Annotated in this window: 16 protein-coding genes; 8 read left to right on the top strand and 8 right to left on the bottom strand. The window is 67.5% G+C overall.

What is annotated here, in order from left to right:
• Window positions 1-422: 422 nt before the first annotated feature.
• From aroA to AC5P8F_RS07880, 4 genes are all read right to left on the bottom strand, one after another.
• Entirely contained in the window at window positions 423-1,730 is a 1,308-nt protein-coding gene (aroA, locus tag AC5P8F_RS07895) for a 3-phosphoshikimate 1-carboxyvinyltransferase (protein WP_478409004.1), read from the bottom strand.
• Window positions 1,731-1,806: 76 nt separating this feature from the next.
• The gene (gene pheA / locus AC5P8F_RS07890) at window positions 1,807-3,006 is read right to left on the bottom strand and encodes a prephenate dehydratase (protein WP_111207050.1); all 1,200 of its coding nucleotides are present in this window, start codon (window positions 3,004-3,006) and stop codon (window positions 1,807-1,809) included.
• A gap of 51 nt (window positions 3,007-3,057) precedes the next feature.
• On the bottom strand, window positions 3,058-4,143 hold the full coding sequence (gene serC / locus AC5P8F_RS07885; RefSeq protein ID WP_014647617.1) for a 3-phosphoserine/phosphohydroxythreonine transaminase: 1,086 nt from the start codon (window positions 4,141-4,143) through the stop codon (window positions 3,058-3,060).
• A gap of 537 nt (window positions 4,144-4,680) precedes the next feature.
• A complete protein-coding gene (locus AC5P8F_RS07880; RefSeq protein WP_032961655.1) occupies window positions 4,681-5,487 on the bottom strand; it encodes an FHA domain-containing protein in 807 nt (268 codons plus the stop codon).
• Window positions 5,488-5,612: 125 nt separating this feature from the next.
• Here AC5P8F_RS07880 and AC5P8F_RS07875 point away from each other — a divergent pair, with 125 nt between their 5' ends.
• The 3 genes from AC5P8F_RS07875 (at window position 5,613) to AC5P8F_RS07865 (ending at window position 7,701) form a co-directional block, all read left to right on the top strand.
• Window positions 5,613-5,888: a polyhydroxyalkanoic acid system family protein gene (locus AC5P8F_RS07875; RefSeq protein WP_495227848.1), complete on the top strand. Its 276-nt coding sequence runs from the start codon at window positions 5,613-5,615 to the stop codon at window positions 5,886-5,888.
• An 80-nt stretch (window positions 5,889-5,968) separates the two neighbouring features.
• A complete protein-coding gene (locus AC5P8F_RS07870) occupies window positions 5,969-6,460 on the top strand; it encodes a phasin family protein (protein ID WP_049442483.1) in 492 nt (163 codons plus the stop codon).
• Between the two features lie 236 nt (window positions 6,461-6,696).
• Window positions 6,697-7,701 (top strand): restriction endonuclease, encoded by a 1,005-nt coding sequence (locus AC5P8F_RS07865; RefSeq protein ID WP_481452830.1) that lies wholly within the window; start codon window positions 6,697-6,699, stop codon window positions 7,699-7,701.
• A gap of 146 nt (window positions 7,702-7,847) precedes the next feature.
• Here AC5P8F_RS07865 and AC5P8F_RS07860 read toward each other — a convergent pair whose 3' ends face one another.
• Genes AC5P8F_RS07860 through AC5P8F_RS07845 form a run of 4 tightly spaced genes read right to left on the bottom strand, consistent with a single transcriptional unit; the run spans window position 7,848 to window position 10,652 of the window.
• Window positions 7,848-8,240: a type II toxin-antitoxin system HicB family antitoxin gene (locus tag AC5P8F_RS07860; protein ID WP_041863589.1), complete on the bottom strand. Its 393-nt coding sequence runs from the start codon at window positions 8,238-8,240 to the stop codon at window positions 7,848-7,850.
• An 8-nt stretch (window positions 8,241-8,248) separates the two neighbouring features.
• On the bottom strand, window positions 8,249-8,509 hold the full coding sequence (locus tag AC5P8F_RS07855; protein WP_478409008.1) for a type II toxin-antitoxin system HicA family toxin: 261 nt from the start codon (window positions 8,507-8,509) through the stop codon (window positions 8,249-8,251).
• Between the two features lie 15 nt (window positions 8,510-8,524).
• Window positions 8,525-9,253: a histidine utilization transcriptional repressor HutC gene (gene hutC, locus AC5P8F_RS07850; RefSeq protein ID WP_032957259.1), complete on the bottom strand. Its 729-nt coding sequence runs from the start codon at window positions 9,251-9,253 to the stop codon at window positions 8,525-8,527.
• Window positions 9,254-9,281: 28 nt separating this feature from the next.
• Window positions 9,282-10,652 (bottom strand): formimidoylglutamate deiminase, encoded by a 1,371-nt coding sequence (locus AC5P8F_RS07845; RefSeq protein WP_481452827.1) that lies wholly within the window; start codon window positions 10,650-10,652, stop codon window positions 9,282-9,284.
• 67 nt (window positions 10,653-10,719) lie between these two features.
• On the opposite strand from AC5P8F_RS07845, the gene hutI reads away from it, so the two are divergent.
• The 5 genes from hutI (at window position 10,720) to AC5P8F_RS07820 (ending at window position 17,581) form a co-directional block, all read left to right on the top strand.
• Entirely contained in the window at window positions 10,720-11,943 is a 1,224-nt protein-coding gene (hutI, locus tag AC5P8F_RS07840) for an imidazolonepropionase (protein ID WP_495227844.1), read from the top strand.
• Window positions 11,940-13,481 carry a histidine ammonia-lyase gene (gene hutH, locus AC5P8F_RS07835; RefSeq protein WP_495227843.1) on the top strand — a complete coding sequence of 514 codons (1,542 nt, stop codon included), beginning with the start codon at window positions 11,940-11,942 and terminating at the stop codon, window positions 13,479-13,481. The genes hutI and hutH overlap by 4 nt, the downstream gene beginning before the upstream one ends.
• Window positions 13,478-14,332: an N-formylglutamate deformylase gene (gene hutG, locus AC5P8F_RS07830; RefSeq protein ID WP_126411121.1), complete on the top strand. Its 855-nt coding sequence runs from the start codon at window positions 13,478-13,480 to the stop codon at window positions 14,330-14,332. Before hutH ends, hutG begins: the two co-directional genes overlap by 4 nt.
• Window positions 14,329-15,996, top strand: coding sequence for a urocanate hydratase (gene hutU / locus AC5P8F_RS07825; protein WP_495227841.1), 1,668 nt, complete (start codon window positions 14,329-14,331; stop codon window positions 15,994-15,996). Before hutG ends, hutU begins: the two co-directional genes overlap by 4 nt.
• A gap of 148 nt (window positions 15,997-16,144) precedes the next feature.
• A complete protein-coding gene (locus AC5P8F_RS07820) occupies window positions 16,145-17,581 on the top strand; it encodes a serine hydrolase (protein ID WP_495227840.1) in 1,437 nt (478 codons plus the stop codon).
• Window positions 17,582-17,665 lie beyond the last annotated feature (84 nt).

The raw sequence follows: 17,665 nt of genomic DNA, 5'->3' as shown, positions 1-17,665 counted from the left end.
GCCAACCAAGGTTGGCACCTACCGGGTGATGTGAGCGTGCCAACCAAGGTTGGCACCTACCGGGTGATGTGAGCGTGCCAACCAAGGTTGGCACCTACCGGGTGATGTGAGCGTGCCAACCAAGGTTGGCACCTACCGGGCGATGTGAGCGTGCCAACCAGGGCTGGCACCTACCGGGCGATGTGAGCGTGCCAACCAGGGTTGGCACCTACCGGGTGATGTGAGCGTGCCAACCAAGGTTGGCACCTACCGGGCGATGTGAGCGTGCCAACTAGGGTTGGCACCTACCGGGTGATGTGAGCGTGCCAACCAAGGTTGGCACCTACCGGGCGATGTGAGCATGCCAACCAGGGTTGGCACCTACCGGGTGATGTGAGCGTGCCAACCAAGGTTGGCACCTACCGGAAAACGCGATCCGCCGATCAGGCCAGGTTGAAGCCGGCGCTGCGCGCCAGGCCATCGAAGTCCGGGAAGGACGTGGCGACGTTGGCGATGTCGTTGATGCGCACTTCGCCGTCGCTGATCTGGCCGGCAATGGCGAATGCCATGGCGATGCGATGGTCGCCGTGGCTTTCGATGGTGCCACTCCCCAGCCGAGCCCCGCCGTGCAGGGTGGCGCCATCCTCGGTCTCGTCCACCTGCATGCCCAGCGCGCGCAGGCCAGTGGCCATCGCCGCAAGACGATCGGATTCCTTCACCCGCAGTTCGGCAGCACCGCTCACCACGGTCTGGCCTTCGGCGGCGGCGGCGGCCACGAACAGCGCCGGGAACTCGTCGATCATGTCCGGCACCAGTGCTTCGGGAATACGCGCGCCCTTCAGCGGAGCGTAGCGCACCACCAGATCGGCCACCGGCTCACCGCCCTGCTCGGCCGGATTCTCTTCGCTGATATCCGCCCCCATCAGGCGCAGCGCGTGCAGCAGGCCGGTGCGACGCGGGTTCAGGCCAACCTGCTTCAGGCGCAGTTCGGAACCGGGAATGATGCTGGCGGCGACCAGGTAGAACGCCGCCGAGGAAAAATCGGCCGGCACTACGATGTCCGTGGCGCGCAGGCGCTGGCCGCCCCGCAGGCGCGCCTTGCCCGGCGAGAATTCGATGTCCACGCCGAACGCGGACAGCATGCGTTCGGTGTAGTCGCGGGTCGGGTGGGGTTCCACCACGCGGGTTTCGCCCTGCGCGTACAGGCCGGCCAGCAGCACGGCCGACTTGATCTGTGCGCTGGCCACCGGCGAGGCGAAGTCGATGCCATGCAGCGTCTGGCCGCCATGCACCTGCAGCGGCGGCGTGCCGTCGTCCTGGGTATCGATCCTTGCGCCCATCTGCGACAGCGGGCCGGTGACACGGCGCATCGGGCGGCCGGACAGCGACTCATCGCCGATCAGCGTGCAGTCGAACGCCTGGCCCGCCAGCAGGCCGGCCAGCAGGCGCATGCCGGTGCCGGCATTGCCGCAGTCCAGCGGTGCCTCCGGTGCTTTCAGGCCGTCGATACCCACACCATGCACGATGCGCTGCGACGGGCTGGGGGTTTCGATGCGCACACCCAGCTGGCTGAAGATGCGCGCGGTGGCGCGGGTGTCCTCGCCTTCCAGGAAGCCTTCGATATGCGAAGTGCCATCGGCCAGCGCGGCGAACATCACCGAGCGGTGCGAGACCGACTTGTCGCCGGGAATGGTCAGGCTGCCCTGCAGCGGCTGGCCCTTGCGGGCGATCCAGTGTTGCGCGTTGCTCATCGTTCGATCGTTCCGTAAACGCCGGCAGCGCCGGCGATGCATCAGGGAGCGGCGGCCAGGGCCGCCACAGCAGCACTCAGGGCACGGCCACCGGGTAGGAGCCCAGCACCTTGATCTGCGCCGAGTGCGCTTCCAGTTCGGCCAGCGCCGCCTGCATCGGCGCGTCGTCGATGTGGCCGGCCAGATCGATGAAGAAGCCGTATTCCCACTTGCCGTGGTGCGACGGCCGCGACTCGATGCGGTTCATGCTGATGCCGTGGCGGGCGAACGGGCTGAGCACATCGAACAGCGCACCGGGCTTGTCATGGATGAACACCAGCACCGACGTGCGATCGTGGCCGGAGGTCGGGAAGATGTTGCGACCCACCACCAGGAAGCGGGTGGTGTTGTCGGCATCGTTCTGGATCGGCTTGGTGACCACCTTCTTCAGGCCGTACACGTGGCCGGCGCTCTCGCCACCAATGGCCGCCGCATCATCGGCGTTGCGCGCGCGACGCGCGCCTTCGGCGTTGCTGGATACCGGAATCTTCTCGGCCTTCGGCAGGTTGGCGCGCAGCCACGCCGAGGTCTGCATGAACGACTGCGGGTGTGCGTAGATGCGCTCGATGTCCTCGATGCGGCCGCTGCGCGACATCAGGTACTGCTGCACGCGCAGTTCCACTTCGCCACAGATCTTCAGGTTGGAGGTCAGGAACATGTCCAGGGTGATCTGGATGGTGCCCTGTCCCGAATTCTCCACCGGCACCACGCCGAAATCGGCGTTGCCCGCTTCCACTTCCTGGAATACTTCCTCGATGCTGGCCATCGGCAGGCCCAGCGCGGAGCGGCCGAAGTGCTTGAGCACGGCCTGCTGGCTGAAGGTGCCTTCCGGGCCGAGGTAGCCGATCTTCAGCGGCTCCTGCTGGGCCAGGCAGGCCGACATGATCTCGCGATAGACATGCACCAGCAGCTCGTCGCTGAGCGGGCCTTCATTGCGGTCCACCACCATGCGCAGCACCTGCGCTTCGCGCTCGGGGCGGTAGTAGTCGACAGCGGCGGCCAGCTTGCCCTTGGCCTTGCCGACCTGGTGGGCGAAGCGCGCGCGCTCGGCGATCAGGCTCTGGATGTCACGGTCGATCTGGTCGATCTTCGAGCGCACATCGGCCAGCGCCAGCGGTGCCAGGGTGGGTGCCGGGTTCGAGGCGGCCTTGGCCTTGCCCTTCGCCTTGCTGGGCGCGCTGTCCTTGGCCGGTTCGGCCTTCTTCGGCGCCTTCTTGCTGGATTTGCTGCTTGCCATCGGAATTCCTTGTTGCGGGACCCGCACCCGACGGTGCGCGCCGTTCATTGCTCAGCCGTGACGCTGCTGGAAATCGGCCATGAAGGCGACCAGCGCCTCGGCCCCGGCCAGCGGCATGGCGTTGTACAGCGAGGCACGGATGCCCCCGACCACCTTGTGTCCCTTCAGCGCCAGCAGGCCGGCAGCCTTGGCTTCGGCGACGAAGCGGGCATCAAGCCCGGCATCGGGCAGGAAGAACGGGATGTTCATCCGCGAGCGTGCCGCATGCGCGACCTCGTTGCGGTAGAAGCCGCCGGAGCCATCGATGGCGCCGTACACCAGTGCCGCCTTGGCGGCATTGCGCCTGGCGAATTCGGCCACGCCGCCTTCGGCCAGCATCCACTTGAACACCAGGCCGGCCAGGTACCAGTTCCAGGTCGGCGGGGTGTTGAGCATCGAATCGCGGGCGACATGCGAGCGGTAATCGAAGATGTCCGCGCGCGGCTGGCCAGTACGCTCGAGCAGATCGCGGCGGACGATCATCACTGCGATGCCGACCGGGCCCAGGTTCTTCTGCGCGCCGGCATAGATCACACCGTAGCGGCGTACATCCAGCGGCTCGCTGGCGATGGACGAGCTGAAGTCCGCCACCAGCGGCACATCGCCGGTATCCGGCACATCACGGAACTCGACGCCGTGGATGGTCTCGTTGGCGGTGATGTGCACATAGGCGGCGTCGGGCGAGAGCTGCCAGTCGGCGCGGGGCGGCAGCGTGCGATAGCCGTCGGGCTCGCTGCTGGCGGCAATGTTGACGTCGACGTAGACGCCGGCCTGCTTGACCGCAGTCTTTCCCCAATGGCCACTGACCACGTAGTCGGCGCGCTGGCCGGGGCTGGCGAAGTTGAGCGGGATCAGCGCCTGCTGGGTGGTGGCACCACCGGACAGGAACAGCACCGCGTAGTCGTCGGGGATATCGAGCAGGCGGCGCAGGTCGGCCTCGGCCTCGGCGGCCACGGACATGAATTCCGCGCCGCGATGGCTCATTTCCACGATCGAGGCACCACTACCGTGCCAGTCCAGCATTTCCGCCTGCGCCTGGCGCAGGACCGATTCCGGCAAGGTCGCAGGGCCGGCACTGAAGTTGAACGCGCGCGTCATGTCACACCTGTGGGGCAAGACCCCTAGTATGCCGCAGTGCACCAGCCTTGCGGCCTAGTGCGGCAAGGGAAATTTGGTTTCATTGGAATCCATTCGCCGCCGGCGTGGCGCCGGTAGTCGCCGACCTCGGTCGGCGTACGCCGTCAGGCGTCATGCCCGCCGAAAAAGCGTGCCGACCAAGGTCGGCACCTACCAAAGCCGTGTGCTGCCAGGCGTCAAGCCCGCCGACGGAGCGTGCCGATCAAGGTCGGCACCCACCAGCGCGCGGACCCAGCGGATTCAGATCAGCAGCAAAGCCCCGGTAGTCGCCGACCTTGGTCGGCGTACGCCGTCAGGCGTCATGCCCGCCGGAAAAGCGTGCCGACCAAGGTCGGCACCTACCAAAGCCGTGTGCTGCCAGGCGTCATGCCCGCCGAAAAAGCGTGCCGACCAAGGTCGGCACCTACCAAAGCCGTGTGCTGCCAGGCGTCAAGCCCGCCGACGGAGCGTGCCGACCAAGGTCGGCACCCACCACCGCGCGGACCCAGCGGATTCAGATCAGCGCGCGCCGAACCAGAGCAGCAGGCTGAGCAGTGCGGCCAGCAGCAGCGCACTCACCAGCAGCCACGGCCAGCGCCGGACCCTGCGCGGCGCGGCCGGCAGCACCGGCGCCTGCTCGGCCTCGTGGCTGGCGTCGTCCTCGGCGGGCAGCGGCCGCCGGCGCGGATCGTGCGGCACTTCCAGCACGAACCGGTGCTGGCCATCGAACACGACCTGGTCGCCGGCCTGCAGCCAGCAGTGGCGCACGGCCACGCCGTTGACCCGGGTACCGTCGGCGCTGCCCAGGTCGCGCAGCAGCACGCGCTCGCCGTGCACTTCCACGCGGGCATGCTGTTCGGCGAAGGCCGGGTCATCGATGGCGATGTCGGCCTCGTTGCCGCGGCCGATCAGGCGGGCCTGCGACAGGGTGAAACTGCGGCCATGGTGCAGGCCACCGACACCGCGCAGCAGTCGTTGCTGCTCGTCGCTGCCATCCTCGTTCTTCGGCGCAGGCGCCTGCAGCAGGCTCTCGACTTCGCCCTGCAGCACCATCTCCACGCCATCCACGTATACCGCATCGCCCGCGCGCAGCAGGGCCATCCGGCGCACCGGTCGACCATTGACGTGGATGCCGCGGATGCCATTGCCGACCTGCAGCCAGAGGCCGCGATCGTCCATGCAGAACTGGGCCAGCAGCAGGGCGCCGTGGCCGGCATCACCGAGCCGCACGCTGCCGTTGGCCTGGCGCACGATGCGCTGCACCCCGGGCCGCAGGGGCTGGTCGGGCTGTTGTTGCTGACTGAAGTGAACTAGCAGGTTCTGCACGCGGCGCAGCCTAGCAGGTTGGTCGCCAACGAAGAAGAACCCACGATGAGTGCTTGGCGCGGCGGCCCTTGATGCGCACAATGCTCGCCCTCTTTGATCATCCCCGCCCTGCGCCAGGAGCCTGCATGTCCACCATCGATGTCCGCCACGCCCACGCCCTGCCCGACGCACAGGCGCGCGCCGCGATCGAACAGGTCGCTGTCAAGCTGTCCGAGCGCTTCGGCCTGAAGTCGTCCTGGACCGCCGACGTCCTGAACTTCTCCGGCAGCGGTGTGGACGGTGCGATCGAACTGCAGCCGGGCGCCGTGCGCGTGACCGCCAAGCTCGGTTTCCTGCTGTCGGCGATGAAGGGCATGGTCGAAGGCGAGATCCAGCGCGTGCTGAAGGAAAAGCTGGGCTGAATCCTGGCGGCGGCCATCACGGCCGTGCAACGCCACCGCGCGCTACTCTCGGGGCAGGCCCAACTCCCACGGGAAGTGCGATGAACCACTACGAGAACGACGACCGCCGCAACGACGACGCCTCTTTCGGTGACCAGGCCGAGCGCTTCTCGCGCAAGCTCAGCGATTCGGCGCAACAGGTCTGGCTGGCCGGGCTGGGTGCGCTGGGGCGCGCGCAGGCCGAGGGCAGCCGCTTCTTCGACGGCCTGGTGAAGGAAGGCGAAGCCTGGGAAGCCCGCCGCCGTGAACGCAACAGCGAACAGGGCCCGGGCTGGCGTGACAACGTCGAAACCTCACTGGACGAGGCCCGCGAGAAGGCCTCCGGCACCTGGAACAAGGTCGAGAAGGCCTTTGATGACCAGGTACAGGGCGTGCTCAAGCGCCTGCATGTACCCACTGCCGACGAGGTGACCGCGCTGGAAGCCCGCATCGATGCCCTGCACGCGCGCCTGGCCAGGCTGGAAAACCGGGCAGCTTCGGGTGCAGATGCCCCCGCACCGGGCAGCCATCAATCGCCGGACAGCATTCCCTGAGCGCAATTGTTGCAATGCAATAAATTTTGATTGACAATCGCGAGCAACCCGCCAATCGCTTCGGCTGCCGTTTGTTCCCTCCCCTCACGGCTTCAGGATTGGCGGGTTTTTCGTGTCCGTCGTATACCGTTCTGCGCGCTCCATCACGCTTCCTGTCAGGAACATCCTGACCCAGCCGGGCACCGCGACCTTTACACTGTCGCTCTCCGCTTTCGCCCCTTCCGCCCTACTCCTGCATGCTCCCCTGGATCCTGGCCCTGCTGTCGGCCCTGCTTACCTGTTCCCTGGCCGTTGTCTATCTGTGGTGGATCAAGCGGCGGCAGAAGGAGATGCAACTCGGCCTGCAGGCCCTGGCAGGCATGCACTGGCGCGAATTCTCGGTTCTGGTCAAGCGCATGCTGCGCGAACAGCGCGGCCTGCGTGAGCTGATCGATCCGGCCGAAGATGCCCGCGAGCCGAGCAGCGACTTCCTGCTCAGCGATGGCCCCAATCAATGGCTGGTGTCGTGCAAGCACGGCCTGGCCTACCGCATCGGCACCGCCGCAGTGAACGAACTGGGTGCGGCCGCGCGCCTGGCCGGCGCCAAGGGTGGCGTACTGCTGACCGAAGGCCGTATCGAGCGCGACGGCCGTGGCGCCGCCGAGAAGCAGGCGGTTGAAGTGCTGGACGGGCCGCGCCTGTGGCCGTTGCTGCAGCCCTACCTCCCTGCCGATATCGAAGCGCGCGTGCGCGCCAGCGCCCGGCACGAAGCGCTGCGCCGCATTGCCATTGCCGCACTGGGTGCGGCCACGCTGGGGCTGCTTGTCGGCCTGGGTCTGCAGGGCCTGCATGTGGAAGAGCCCGCTCCGGTTGCTGCGGCGCCGGTGGTGCCGACGCCTTCGGCCGCGCCTTCAGCCGCACCCGCCCCGATCGAAGCAGTCCCTGCGGCCGCCCCCGCTCCCACGCCTGCCGTCGCCCCCGCGACCGACGCGCGCAGCAATCCCGACCCCGATGCCGCCACGCTGGAGCGCTTCCAGGCCGATCTGGCCCGCGCCCTGGCCGGCAAGCCCGGCATCGCCAGCGGTGTCTGGCTGACCCGGCAGACACTGGCGATCAACCGCACCGGCGAACTGGACGCGGTGTGGCCGCTGGTCTGCGAGGAAGTGCTGCACTACCCCGCGCTGCGCAACGTGCGCATCCAGCTCAACGCCCGCCCCGGCGTGGATGAGCCCGTACGCTGGCGGCAGTGCGCTACGTATTGATGGCGCAGCATCCGCGCATGGCGTGGATCTACTGAATCCCGATGCGCGACCCCTTGGTAGATCCACGCCACGCGTGGATGCCTTTGCAGAGTTGAGCCACGCGCGAACAGCAGCCGAGCATGGGCTCGGCTCCACATGGCGCCTGCTCAGCCCAATGCCGCGAGATGGGCGATGTAACTGGAGCGCGATTCACCCGCCGCTCTAGCCTGCGCATCCAGCCTCGCCAGGATCCGGCGTGGCAGGCTGATATTGACCCGCTCGATGGTGTCGTCCAGCAGAGCCGGATCAACGCAGATGTACGCAAGAATCCAACAGATGTCCTTGGATGCCTCGGCGGCGATCTTCTGCGGCGCTGAAGGTGTCGGAATCGAGCGCCCCTCATCCAGGGCCACATCAATCCAGGCGAGCGCCGCCTCTTCCGCCGCAGTGAGCGCATCATCAAGCGTGTCGGCCGCTGAGAAGCACCCCGGCAGATCTGGAACGACCACACCCCACGCGGTGCGCTCATCGCCCGCCTCGATCAAGACTGGATATCGCATGGGCCCTCCTACGTCAGTCCTGCGAGCTTCCGCAACGCCTGCACCAGCCCTTTCCCCAGATCCTTCCTTGGGTGAGGAACGGTGATGATGTGAGGGTGCTGCGAGTGCACGAATACATGATGGGATCCGCGGATCGACGACAGATCCAACCTGCCGCTTCCAGTTCCCGGATGAGGTCCCTGCTCTTCATGCAGGGACGATACACATCGTACACACGCCCCGACAGAGTTCAAGGCGACAGTCGTTTCGGCAGAGTAGATCCACGCCATGCGTGGATGGAATCCCTATCGCGCGCCCGGCGCGAAGCGCGCCACCAGGTCCCAGGCATCCCCCAGGAACACCTGGCGAACGCGGGTGATCGGCTGTTCGCCACGCCAGGTCAGGCGTTCGATCACCAGGCAGGCGGTACCGGGCTTCACATCCAGCAGCCTGGCGGTGGCAGTATCCGCGCCCCAGGCACTGATGCGATGCTGGGCACGGGTCCAGGACACGTTCTGCAGCAGCCAGCTGCCCGGGGCGGTGGTGCTGAAGTCGACCTCCAACACCTCGGGCACGCCCACCGGGCTGATCAGGCGGTGCTCCAGTGCCAGCGGGCGGCCATCGGCCAGGTGCAGGCAGCGCATCGCCAGCAGCATTTCGCTGCCGGCCAGCTCGACTTCGCCGGCATTGCCGGCATCGGCCAGGCGCAGGTCGCGCTGCAGCAGTCGATAGGCGTACTGATGTCCCCGCGAGCCGACTTCCATCGCGATATCGGGAATCTCCAGCGCCACCTGCTCCAGGTGCGGTGGCTGACGCGCCACGAACGAACCCGCGCGACGGCGGCGCTCGATCATGCCGCTCTCGGCCAGTGCGGTCAGCACCTTGTTCACCGTCATCCGCGAGCATCCGTACTGCTCCATCAACTCGTGCTCGTACGGAATCCGGAAGCCCGGCGCCCACTCTCCACTGAGGATGCGGCTTTCCAGATCGCTGCGGATACGCTGGTTGAGCGTGGCGGACTTGCTGGCCTTCACGTAATGGGGTCTCGGTGGCGGGAGGCGATCAGCCCAGCACGCCGCGCAGGGCGGCAGCGAAGGCGCTGGTGATCGCCTCGCGCTGCAGGTGGCGGCCCTCGGCCACGCACTGGCGGCCATGGCGCCAGACCGATCGCAGCGCGCCATTACGTGCGGCGAACACCCAGCTGTCAAGCCATGCGTCATCCTGTCGCGCCTGCAGCGCCGGGTGTGCGGCGTCCAGTTCAACCAGGTCGGCACTGGCGCCGACCTGCAGGCCGGCGGCCACGCCCAGCGCCTGTGCGCCACCGTGCAGTGCGCCTTCGAACAGGAAGCGGCCGGTGCTGCGGGTGGCATCCGGGGCCAGTACGTTGCGACCGCGCAGGGTCAGACGCTGGCCGTATTCGAGCAGGCGCAGTTCTTCGGCCGCGTCGATCAGCACATTGGAATCGGAACCGACGCCGAAGCGCCCGCCCTCGCGCGCGAACGCCTGCATCGGGAACAGGCCGTCGCCCAGGTTGGCCTCGGTGATCGGGCACAGGCCGGCCACGGCCTGGCTGGCGACGATGGCCGCGCGCTCGTCATCAGTGATATGGGTGGCATGCACCAGGCACCAGCGCGCATCCACCGGCGCATGGTTGTACAGCCACTGCACCGGGCGCTGGCCGCTCCAGGCCAGGCAGGCCTCCACTTCGCGCACCTGCTCGGCGATATGGATGTGCACCGGGCCGTCGGTCAGCGGCAGCAACGCACTCAGTTCCTCGCCGGTGACCGCACGCAGGCTGTGCGGTGCGATGCCGAGCACCGCGTCGGGCAGCGCGGCCAAGGCCGGCTTGGCGGCCTCCAGCAGCTGCGCGAAGCCGTCCACGTCGTGGATCAGGCGCCGCTGCGCTGGATTCGGCGCCGCCCCGCCGAAATCGGCATGCGCATAGAACACCGGCAGCAGGGTCAGGCCGATGCCGGTCTGCTCGGCTGCCGCCGCGATCCGTGCACTCATCTCGGCGCGGTTGGCATAGGCGTGGCCCTCGGCGTCGTGGTGCAGGTAATGGAATTCACCGACGCGGGTGAAGCCACTTTCCAGCATTTCCATATAGGCCTGGGCGGCAATGGCCTGCACCGCGTCTGGGCGCAGGTGGGCCAGGAAACGGTACATCAGCTCGCGCCAGCTCCAGAAGCTGTCACCGTCGCCGCCGCCGATCTCGGTCAGCCCGGCCATGCCGCGCTGGAAAGCATGGCTGTGCAGGTTGGGCAGGCCCGGCACCAGGATGCCGACGCGGGTGTCGCCCGACTGCGCGCCCTGCCCCGTGCTGATGGCCGCGATGCGACCGTCCTGCACCTGCAGGCGGACATCGCGGACCCAACCCTCGGCCAGCAGGGCGTGGGCGGCATGGAAACTGTGCGGGGAACGCGAATCGGACATGGCTGGACAACCCGAAATGGACGCCTATATTGTATAGACATATAAGCACAGCCGCGTTGTGGATGCCATGCACGTCGATACCCTCTGGTCCAACGTCCACCTGATCACCCTTGATGGCGAAGGGCTGGGTGTCATCCGCGATGGCGTCCTGGCCTGCGCCGACGGCCGCATCGTCCATGTCGGCGCGGTCGGCAGCGATGCCCACCTGCAGCCGACCACCCGCATCGACGGCGAAGGCCGCTGGATTTCGCCCGGCCTGATCGACTGCCATACCCACCTGGTCTACGCCGGCAACCGCGCCAACGAGTTCGAGCAGCGCCTGCAGGGCGTCAGCTATGCCGAGATCGCCCGTGCCGGCGGCGGCATCGTTTCCACCGTGCGCGCCACCCGTGCCGCCACGCCGGAACAGCTGGCCCGCGAAAGCCGGCCACGCCTGCTGGCGATGCGCGCCGAGGGCGTGACCACCCTCGAGATCAAGTCCGGCTACGGCCTGACCCTGCCCGACGAGCGCAAGCAGCTGCAGGTGGCGCGTGCGCTGGGCGAGGAATGCCGGGTCAACGTGGTGACCACCTTCCTCGGCGCACACGCGGTTCCGCCAGGCCGCGAAGCACAGGAATACACCGACGAGGTGTGCAACGTGATGATTCCGGCCATCGCCGCCGAAGGCCTGGCCGAAGCGGTGGATGTGTTCTGCGAGAACATCGCCTTCTCGCCGGCGCAGGCGCGCCAGGTCTTTGAAGCGGCGCGCGCCAACGGGCTGTCGGTGAAGATCCACGCCGAGCAGCTGAGCAACCAGCATGGCGCCGAACTGGCGGCCCGCTTCGGGGCACTGTCGGCCGACCATATCGAACATCTGGACGATGCCGGCATCGCCGCGATGGCCGCTGCCGGTACCGTCGCCGTGCTGCTGCCCGGTGCCTTCTATTTCACCCGCGATACCACCCTGCCGCCGATCGCCGCGCTGCGTGCGGCCGGCGTACCGCTGGCGCTGGCCACCGACAGCAACCCGGGCACTTCGCCGCTGACCAGCCCACTGCTGGCGATGAACATGGGCGCCACCCTGTTCCGCCTGACCGTGGACGAGTGCATCGCCGGCTTCACCCGTGAAGCGGCGCGCGCACTGGGCCATGGCGAGCGCATCGGCCGCCTGGCGGTGGGCATGGACTGCGACCTGGCGATCTGGGACATCGATGCCCCCGCCGACCTGGTCTATCGCATTGGATTCAACCCGCTGCACGCGCGCGTGGTGCGCGGACAGCCCGACCTGCCTGCCTCCTGGAGCAACACATGAGCAACACCCTGGTTCTTCGCCCCGGCCATGTCACTCTCGCCCAGTGGCGGCAGGTCTATCGCGGTGCGCCGCTCGCACTGGACCCGGCCGCGCTGCCGGTGGTGCGCGCCAGTGCGGCGGCGGTGGCCGCCATCGTCGCCAAGGGCGCGCCGGTGTATGGCATCAACACCGGCTTCGGCAAGCTGGCCAGCGTGCGCATCGAGCGCGAAGATCTGGCCACCCTGCAGCGGAACATCGTGCTCTCGCATGCCGCTGGCGTGGGCGAGCCGATGCCGGCCAGCGTGGTGCGCCTGATGATGGCGCTTAAGCTGGTCAGCCTGGCGCAGGGTGCGTCAGGCATTCGCGAGGAGACCCTGCTGCTGCTGGAAGCGATGCTGGTCAAGGGCGTGCTGCCGGTGGTGCCCGCACAGGGCTCGGTGGGTGCCTCGGGTGACCTGGCGCCGCTCTCGCACCTGGCCAGCGTGATGCTGGGCGTAGGCGAAGCCTTCCTTGGCGACGAGCGCCTGCCGGCGGTCGATGCACTGGCACGTGCCGGCCTGCAACCGATCGAGCTGGGCGCGAAGGAAGGCCTGGCGCTGCTCAACGGCACCCAGTTCTCCACCGCCTATGCGCTGGCGGGCCTGTTCGAGATCGAGACCGTGTTCCAGGCCGCACTGGTGACCGGCGCGCTGTCGGTGGAAGCGGCCAAGGGTTCCGACACGCCCTTCGACCCCCGCATCCACGCCATCCGCGGCCAGCGCGGGCAGATCGCCACCGCCGCCACCCTGCGCACGCTGATGCAGGGCTCGGACATCCGCGAATCACACCGTGACAACGACGTGCGCGTGCAGGATCCCTACTGCCTGCGCTGCCAGCCGCAGGTGATGGGCGCGGCGCTGGACATCCTGCGCCAGGCCGCGACCACGCTGGAAATCGAAGCCAACGGCGTGTCCGACAATCCGCTGGTGTTCACCGATACCGGCGAAGCGCTGTCCGGTGGCAACTTCCACGCCGAGCCGGTGGCCTTTGCCGCCGACATGCTGGCGATGGCGGTGTGCGAGATTGGCTCGATCAGCGAGCGCCGCCTGGCGATGCTGGTGGACCCGGCGCTGTCCGGCCTGCCCGCCTTCCTGACCCCGCGCCCCGGTTTGAATTCCGGTTTCATGATTCCGCAGGTGACTGCCGCGGCGCTGGTCTCGGAAAACAAGCAGCGCGCCTACCCCGCCAGCGTTGACTCGATCCCGACCTCGGCCAACCAGGAAGACCATGTGTCGATGGCCGCGCACGCCGCGCGCCGGCTGATGCAGATGGCCGAGAACGCGGCCAACGTGATTGGCATCGAGCTGCTGGCCGCTGCGCAGGGCTGCGACTTCCACGCCCCACTGCGCTCCAGCGCCGCGCTGGAAACCGTGCGCGCCACCCTGCGTGCGCAGGTGCCGACGCTGGAAGAAGACCGCTACTTCCATCCGGACATGGTGACCGCCACGAATCTGGTGCGCAGTGGCGCGCTGGCGCAGGGCCTGACCGACCTGTTGCCAACCGTGGAACCGCAGGCATGAATACCCATCCCGAATGGCTGACGGTGCACGAGGGCGACGCCCCGTTGATCGTCAGCTTCCCACATACCGGCAGCGAGCTGCCGCACGACCTGATCGGCGACTACCACTCGCCGTGGCTGGCCCGCCGCGACGCAGACTGGTGGGTACACGAACTGTACGACTTCGTGCGCGGCATGGGGGCGACCACGGTGCGCTCGGCGATCTCGCGTTCGGTGATCGACCTCAACCGCGATCCCAGCGGCGTCTCGCTGTACCCAGGCCAGAACACCACCGGCCTGTGCCCGCTGACCACCTTCGACAACCAGCCGCTGTATCACGCCGGGCGCGAACCGGACGAAGCGGAAATCGCCCGTCGCCGCGACACGTATTTCCTGCCTTACCACGATGCGCTGGCGGCGCAGATCACGCGCCTGCGCGCACGCCACGCTACCGTGGTGGTGTACGACGCGCACTCTATCCGCTCACACATCCCGCACCTGTTCGAAGGCGAGCTGCCGCAGTTCAACCTGGGTACCGCCGGCCCCTCCGGTGCACCGGACACCTCCTGCGACAACGCCTTGAGCGATGTGGTGGAGAACCTGCTGGCGCTCAGTGGCATGAGCCAGGTGCGCAACGGCCGCTTCAAGGGCGGCTGGATCACCCGCCACTACAGCAACATCCCGGGCGGCGTGCATAGCCTGCAGATGGAACTTGCCTGCCGCGGCTACATGCACGAGCCGCTGCCCGACCAGGTGGACGAACACAGCTGGCCCACCCCGCTCGACCCCGCCCACGCCGCACCGCTGCGCCACACCCTGGCGCAGGTGCTCAACGCCTGCCTTGAATTCGCTACGAACCGGAGCGCCGCATGACCCGCAACGACCCGTCCCGCACCATTGCCGCGCCGACCGGCACCACGCTCAACGCCAAAAGCTGGCTGACCGAAGCGCCGCTGCGCATGCTGATGAACAACCTGCACCCGGACGTGGCCGAGCGCCCGCAGGAACTGGTGGTGTACGGCGGCATCGGCCGCGCCGCGCGCGACTGGGAAAGCTTCGATGCCATCGTCGAGACGCTCAAGCGCCTGGACGACGACCAGACCCTGCTGGTGCAGTCGGGCAAGCCGGTAGGCGTGTTCCGCACCCACGCCGACGCGCCGCGCGTGCTGATCGCAAATTCCAACCTGGTGCCGCGCTGGTCCAACTGGGACCACTTCAACGAGCTGGATAGGAAAGGCCTGGCCATGTACGGCCAGATGACCGCCGGCAGCTGGATCTACATCGGTGCGCAGGGCATCGTGCAGGGCACCTACGAGACCTTCGTGGAAATGGGGCGCCAGCATTTCGGCGGCGACCTGACCGGGAAGTGGCTGTTCACCGGTGGCCTCGGCGGCATGGGTGGTGCACAGCCGCTGGCTGCCGTGATGGCCGGCGCCTCCTGCCTGGCCGTCGAGTGCCGCAAGAGCAGCATCGACATGCGCCTGCGCACCGGCTACCTGGATACCTGGACCGACAACCTAGACGAATCGCTGCGCCTGATCGACGAGTCGTGCAAGGCCGGCACGCCGAAGTCGGTGGGCCTGCTCGGCAACGTTGCCGATGTGCTGGCCGAACTGCTCAAGCGCGGCGTGAAGCCGGACCTGCTGACCGACCAGACCTCCGCGCACGACCCGGTGAACGGCTACCTGCCGCAGGGCTGGACGGTCGAACAGTGGGATGAGAAGCGCGCTTCCGCCCCCAAGGAAGTGGAGAAGGCCGCGCGTGCATCGATGGCCAACCACATCCGCGCCATGCTCGGCTTCCACGCGCTGGGCGTGCCGACCGTGGACTACGGCAACAACCTGCGGCAGATGGCACTGGAAGAAGGCGTGGCCAATGCCTTCGATTTCCCGGGGTTCGTGCCGGCCTATATCCGTCCACTGTTCTGCCGCGGCATCGGCCCGTTCCGCTGGGCCGCACTGAGCGGTGATCCGGAAGACATCGCCAAGACCGATGCAAAGGTGAAGGAACTGATTCCGGACAACCCGCACCTGCACCGCTGGCTGGACATGGCCGCCGAGAAGATCAAGTTCCAGGGCCTGCCGGCACGCATCTGCTGGGTCGGCCTGGGTGATCGTGATCGCCTCGGCCTGGCCTTCAATGAAATGGTGGCCAACGGCGAACTGAAGGCACCGGTGGTGATCGGTCGTGACCATCTGGACAGCGGCAGCGTCGCTTCGCCGAACCGCGAAACCGAAGCGATGGCCGACGGTTCCGATGCGGTGTCCGACTGGCCGCTGCTGAACGCCCTGCTCAACACCGCCAGCGGCGCGACGTGGGTGTCGCTGCACCACGGTGGCGGCGTGGGCATGGGCTTCTCGCAGCACGCCGGCATGGTGATTGTCTGTGATGGCACCGAAGCGGCGGCGAAGCGGATTGGCCGCGTGCTGTGGAACGACCCGGCCACTGGCGTGATGCGCCATGCCGATGCGGGGTATGGCATCGCGATCGACTGCGCGAAGGAAAAGGGACTGGATCTGCCGGGAATCCTCGGCTGATCACGGAGGTACCGGCCAGCGGCCGGCACTACCGAAACGTGTGGTAGTGCCGGCCGCTGGCCGGCTCTCCCCGATGCGGGAATCGGCGGCCTTGACCCGCTCGTCGGTCGTGACCAACATGCGCCATCACCGCTGATGGATCACCGCGATGTACCGCACGCTCGCTGCCGCACTGCTCTGCACGCTGTTTGCGATCCCGCCCGCTTCGGCGCGTGACGTCCCCACCACTCTCTCCACTCAGCTCGACGCCCAACTGCAGAGCAACCGCGAGCGCTACGGCATTGCCGGCCAGGCGGTACTGGTCACACACAACGGCCAGGTGCTCTACCAGGGCGCCAGCGGTGAACGTGATCCCGCTGCCCATGCCCCTGCCACCGTCGAGACCATCTTCGCCGCGCAGTCGATGGCCAAGCTGCTGACCAGCACGCTGGTGATGCAACTGGTCGATCAGGGCAAGGTGGATCTGGATGCACCGGCCAGCCGCTATGTGCCGGACTTGCCCGCAGCATGGCGGGCGATCCGTGTGCGCGATTTCCTCAACCACAGCTCCGGCATCGGCGAGTACTACGACCGGGTGGATAACCGCTGGGTGAGCAAGGGCTACCCCGGTGTAGCGCCTGACCTTGGCGCGGCACTGAAGGTGGCCGGTGCGGCACCGATGCAGTTCGCCACCGGCAGCCGCATGCAGTACACCCAGGCCAACTACCTGGTACTGACAGCGCTGCTGGAAGCACACTACCGCACGCCCTACCCGGCCATCGCGCGCGAACGCATCCTGCAGCCATTGAAGATGACCAGCACGTCATGGGGCATCGCCAACGTGCCGGTCGAGCGCGCGGCGGTGCCGTACATCGGCAAGGATGGCGCGTTGCAACCGGCCAATGAAGATCCCTGGCCCAACTACGGCTGGGGGCATGCCGACCTGCAGACCACCGTGGGCGACATGAACCGTTTCCTGCAGGCGCTGGCGACCGGCAAGCTGGTGCGCACGGCGACCCTGGAAAAACTCTGGCAGCCGCAGAAGCTGAGCGGTGGCGGCAGCAACTTCTTCTCCACCGGCTGGGACACCACCCGCAGCGACGGCTACACCCAGGTCGGCCACGATGGTGGCAGCCGTGTACGTGCGCGATTGGCCTACAAGGGCACGCTGGCCAGCGGCTACTGGGTGTTCGTGTACCTGACCAATGGCAGCGCCCGCAATGTCTGGTCCAGCACGCTGGTGGAGAGCACGATGGCGGTGGTTGCGCCCGGGGAGTTTCCGCATGCGGTGTTGTCCGAGCGGCTGATCGGCTATGCGCTGGATGACAGCACCGATGCGAAACCGCAGATGCGTAGCTGGCTGCGCGACAGCAATGGCGTTCCCACCGGCGAACTGGAGCGTGCGATCAACGGTGATGGCTATGCCATCCGCGAGAGTCTTGGTGCCAGCAAGGCGCTGAAAGTGTTCGCGCTCAACGCCGAGCTGTATCCGGATTCGGCCAACGCGTGGGACAGCCTGGCCGAGTGCCATGCGGCATTGGGCGATAGGGAAGCGGCTGATCGGCTGTACGCGAAGGCCAAGAAGCTGGCGAAACCCTCGCCATAAACCCTGCTGTAGCGCCGAGCCCATGCTCGGCTGCTCTTCGTTGCGATGGCAAACAACCCGCGCTGCGCGCGATTAGCCGAGCGT

The sequence above is a fragment of the Stenotrophomonas sp. YJH_SMC_69 genome (assembly GCF_059370495.1).
Note: the sequence above shows the minus strand (reverse complement) of the source record. Positions and strands in the feature narration are given on the sequence as shown.

Excerpts from the sequence above, each read along its gene's own strand:
- AC5P8F_RS07865 (WP_481452830.1), top strand. The coding sequence starts at position 6,697 with ATGCTCCCCTGGATCCTGGCCCTGCTGTCGGCCCTGCTTACCTGTTCC.
- AC5P8F_RS07870 (WP_049442483.1), top strand. The coding sequence starts at position 5,969 with ATGAACCACTACGAGAACGACGACCGCCGCAACGACGACGCCTCTTTC.
- AC5P8F_RS07855 (WP_478409008.1), bottom strand. The coding sequence starts at position 8,509 with ATGGCGTGGATCTACTCTGCCGAAACGACTGTCGCCTTGAACTCTGTC.
- pheA (WP_111207050.1), bottom strand. The coding sequence starts at position 3,006 with ATGGCAAGCAGCAAATCCAGCAAGAAGGCGCCGAAGAAGGCCGAACCG.
- hutI (WP_495227844.1), top strand. The coding sequence starts at position 10,720 with ATGCACGTCGATACCCTCTGGTCCAACGTCCACCTGATCACCCTTGAT.
- serC (WP_014647617.1), bottom strand. The coding sequence starts at position 4,143 with ATGACGCGCGCGTTCAACTTCAGTGCCGGCCCTGCGACCTTGCCGGAA.
- AC5P8F_RS07820 (WP_495227840.1), top strand. The coding sequence starts at position 16,145 with ATGTACCGCACGCTCGCTGCCGCACTGCTCTGCACGCTGTTTGCGATC.
- hutG (WP_126411121.1), top strand. The coding sequence starts at position 13,478 with ATGAATACCCATCCCGAATGGCTGACGGTGCACGAGGGCGACGCCCCG.
- AC5P8F_RS07845 (WP_481452827.1), bottom strand. The coding sequence starts at position 10,652 with ATGTCCGATTCGCGTTCCCCGCACAGTTTCCATGCCGCCCACGCCCTG.
- hutU (WP_495227841.1), top strand. The coding sequence starts at position 14,329 with ATGACCCGCAACGACCCGTCCCGCACCATTGCCGCGCCGACCGGCACC.
- aroA (WP_478409004.1), bottom strand. The coding sequence starts at position 1,730 with ATGAGCAACGCGCAACACTGGATCGCCCGCAAGGGCCAGCCGCTGCAG.
- hutH (WP_495227843.1), top strand. The coding sequence starts at position 11,940 with ATGAGCAACACCCTGGTTCTTCGCCCCGGCCATGTCACTCTCGCCCAG.
- AC5P8F_RS07860 (WP_041863589.1), bottom strand. The coding sequence starts at position 8,240 with ATGCGATATCCAGTCTTGATCGAGGCGGGCGATGAGCGCACCGCGTGG.
- AC5P8F_RS07875 (WP_495227848.1), top strand. The coding sequence starts at position 5,613 with ATGTCCACCATCGATGTCCGCCACGCCCACGCCCTGCCCGACGCACAG.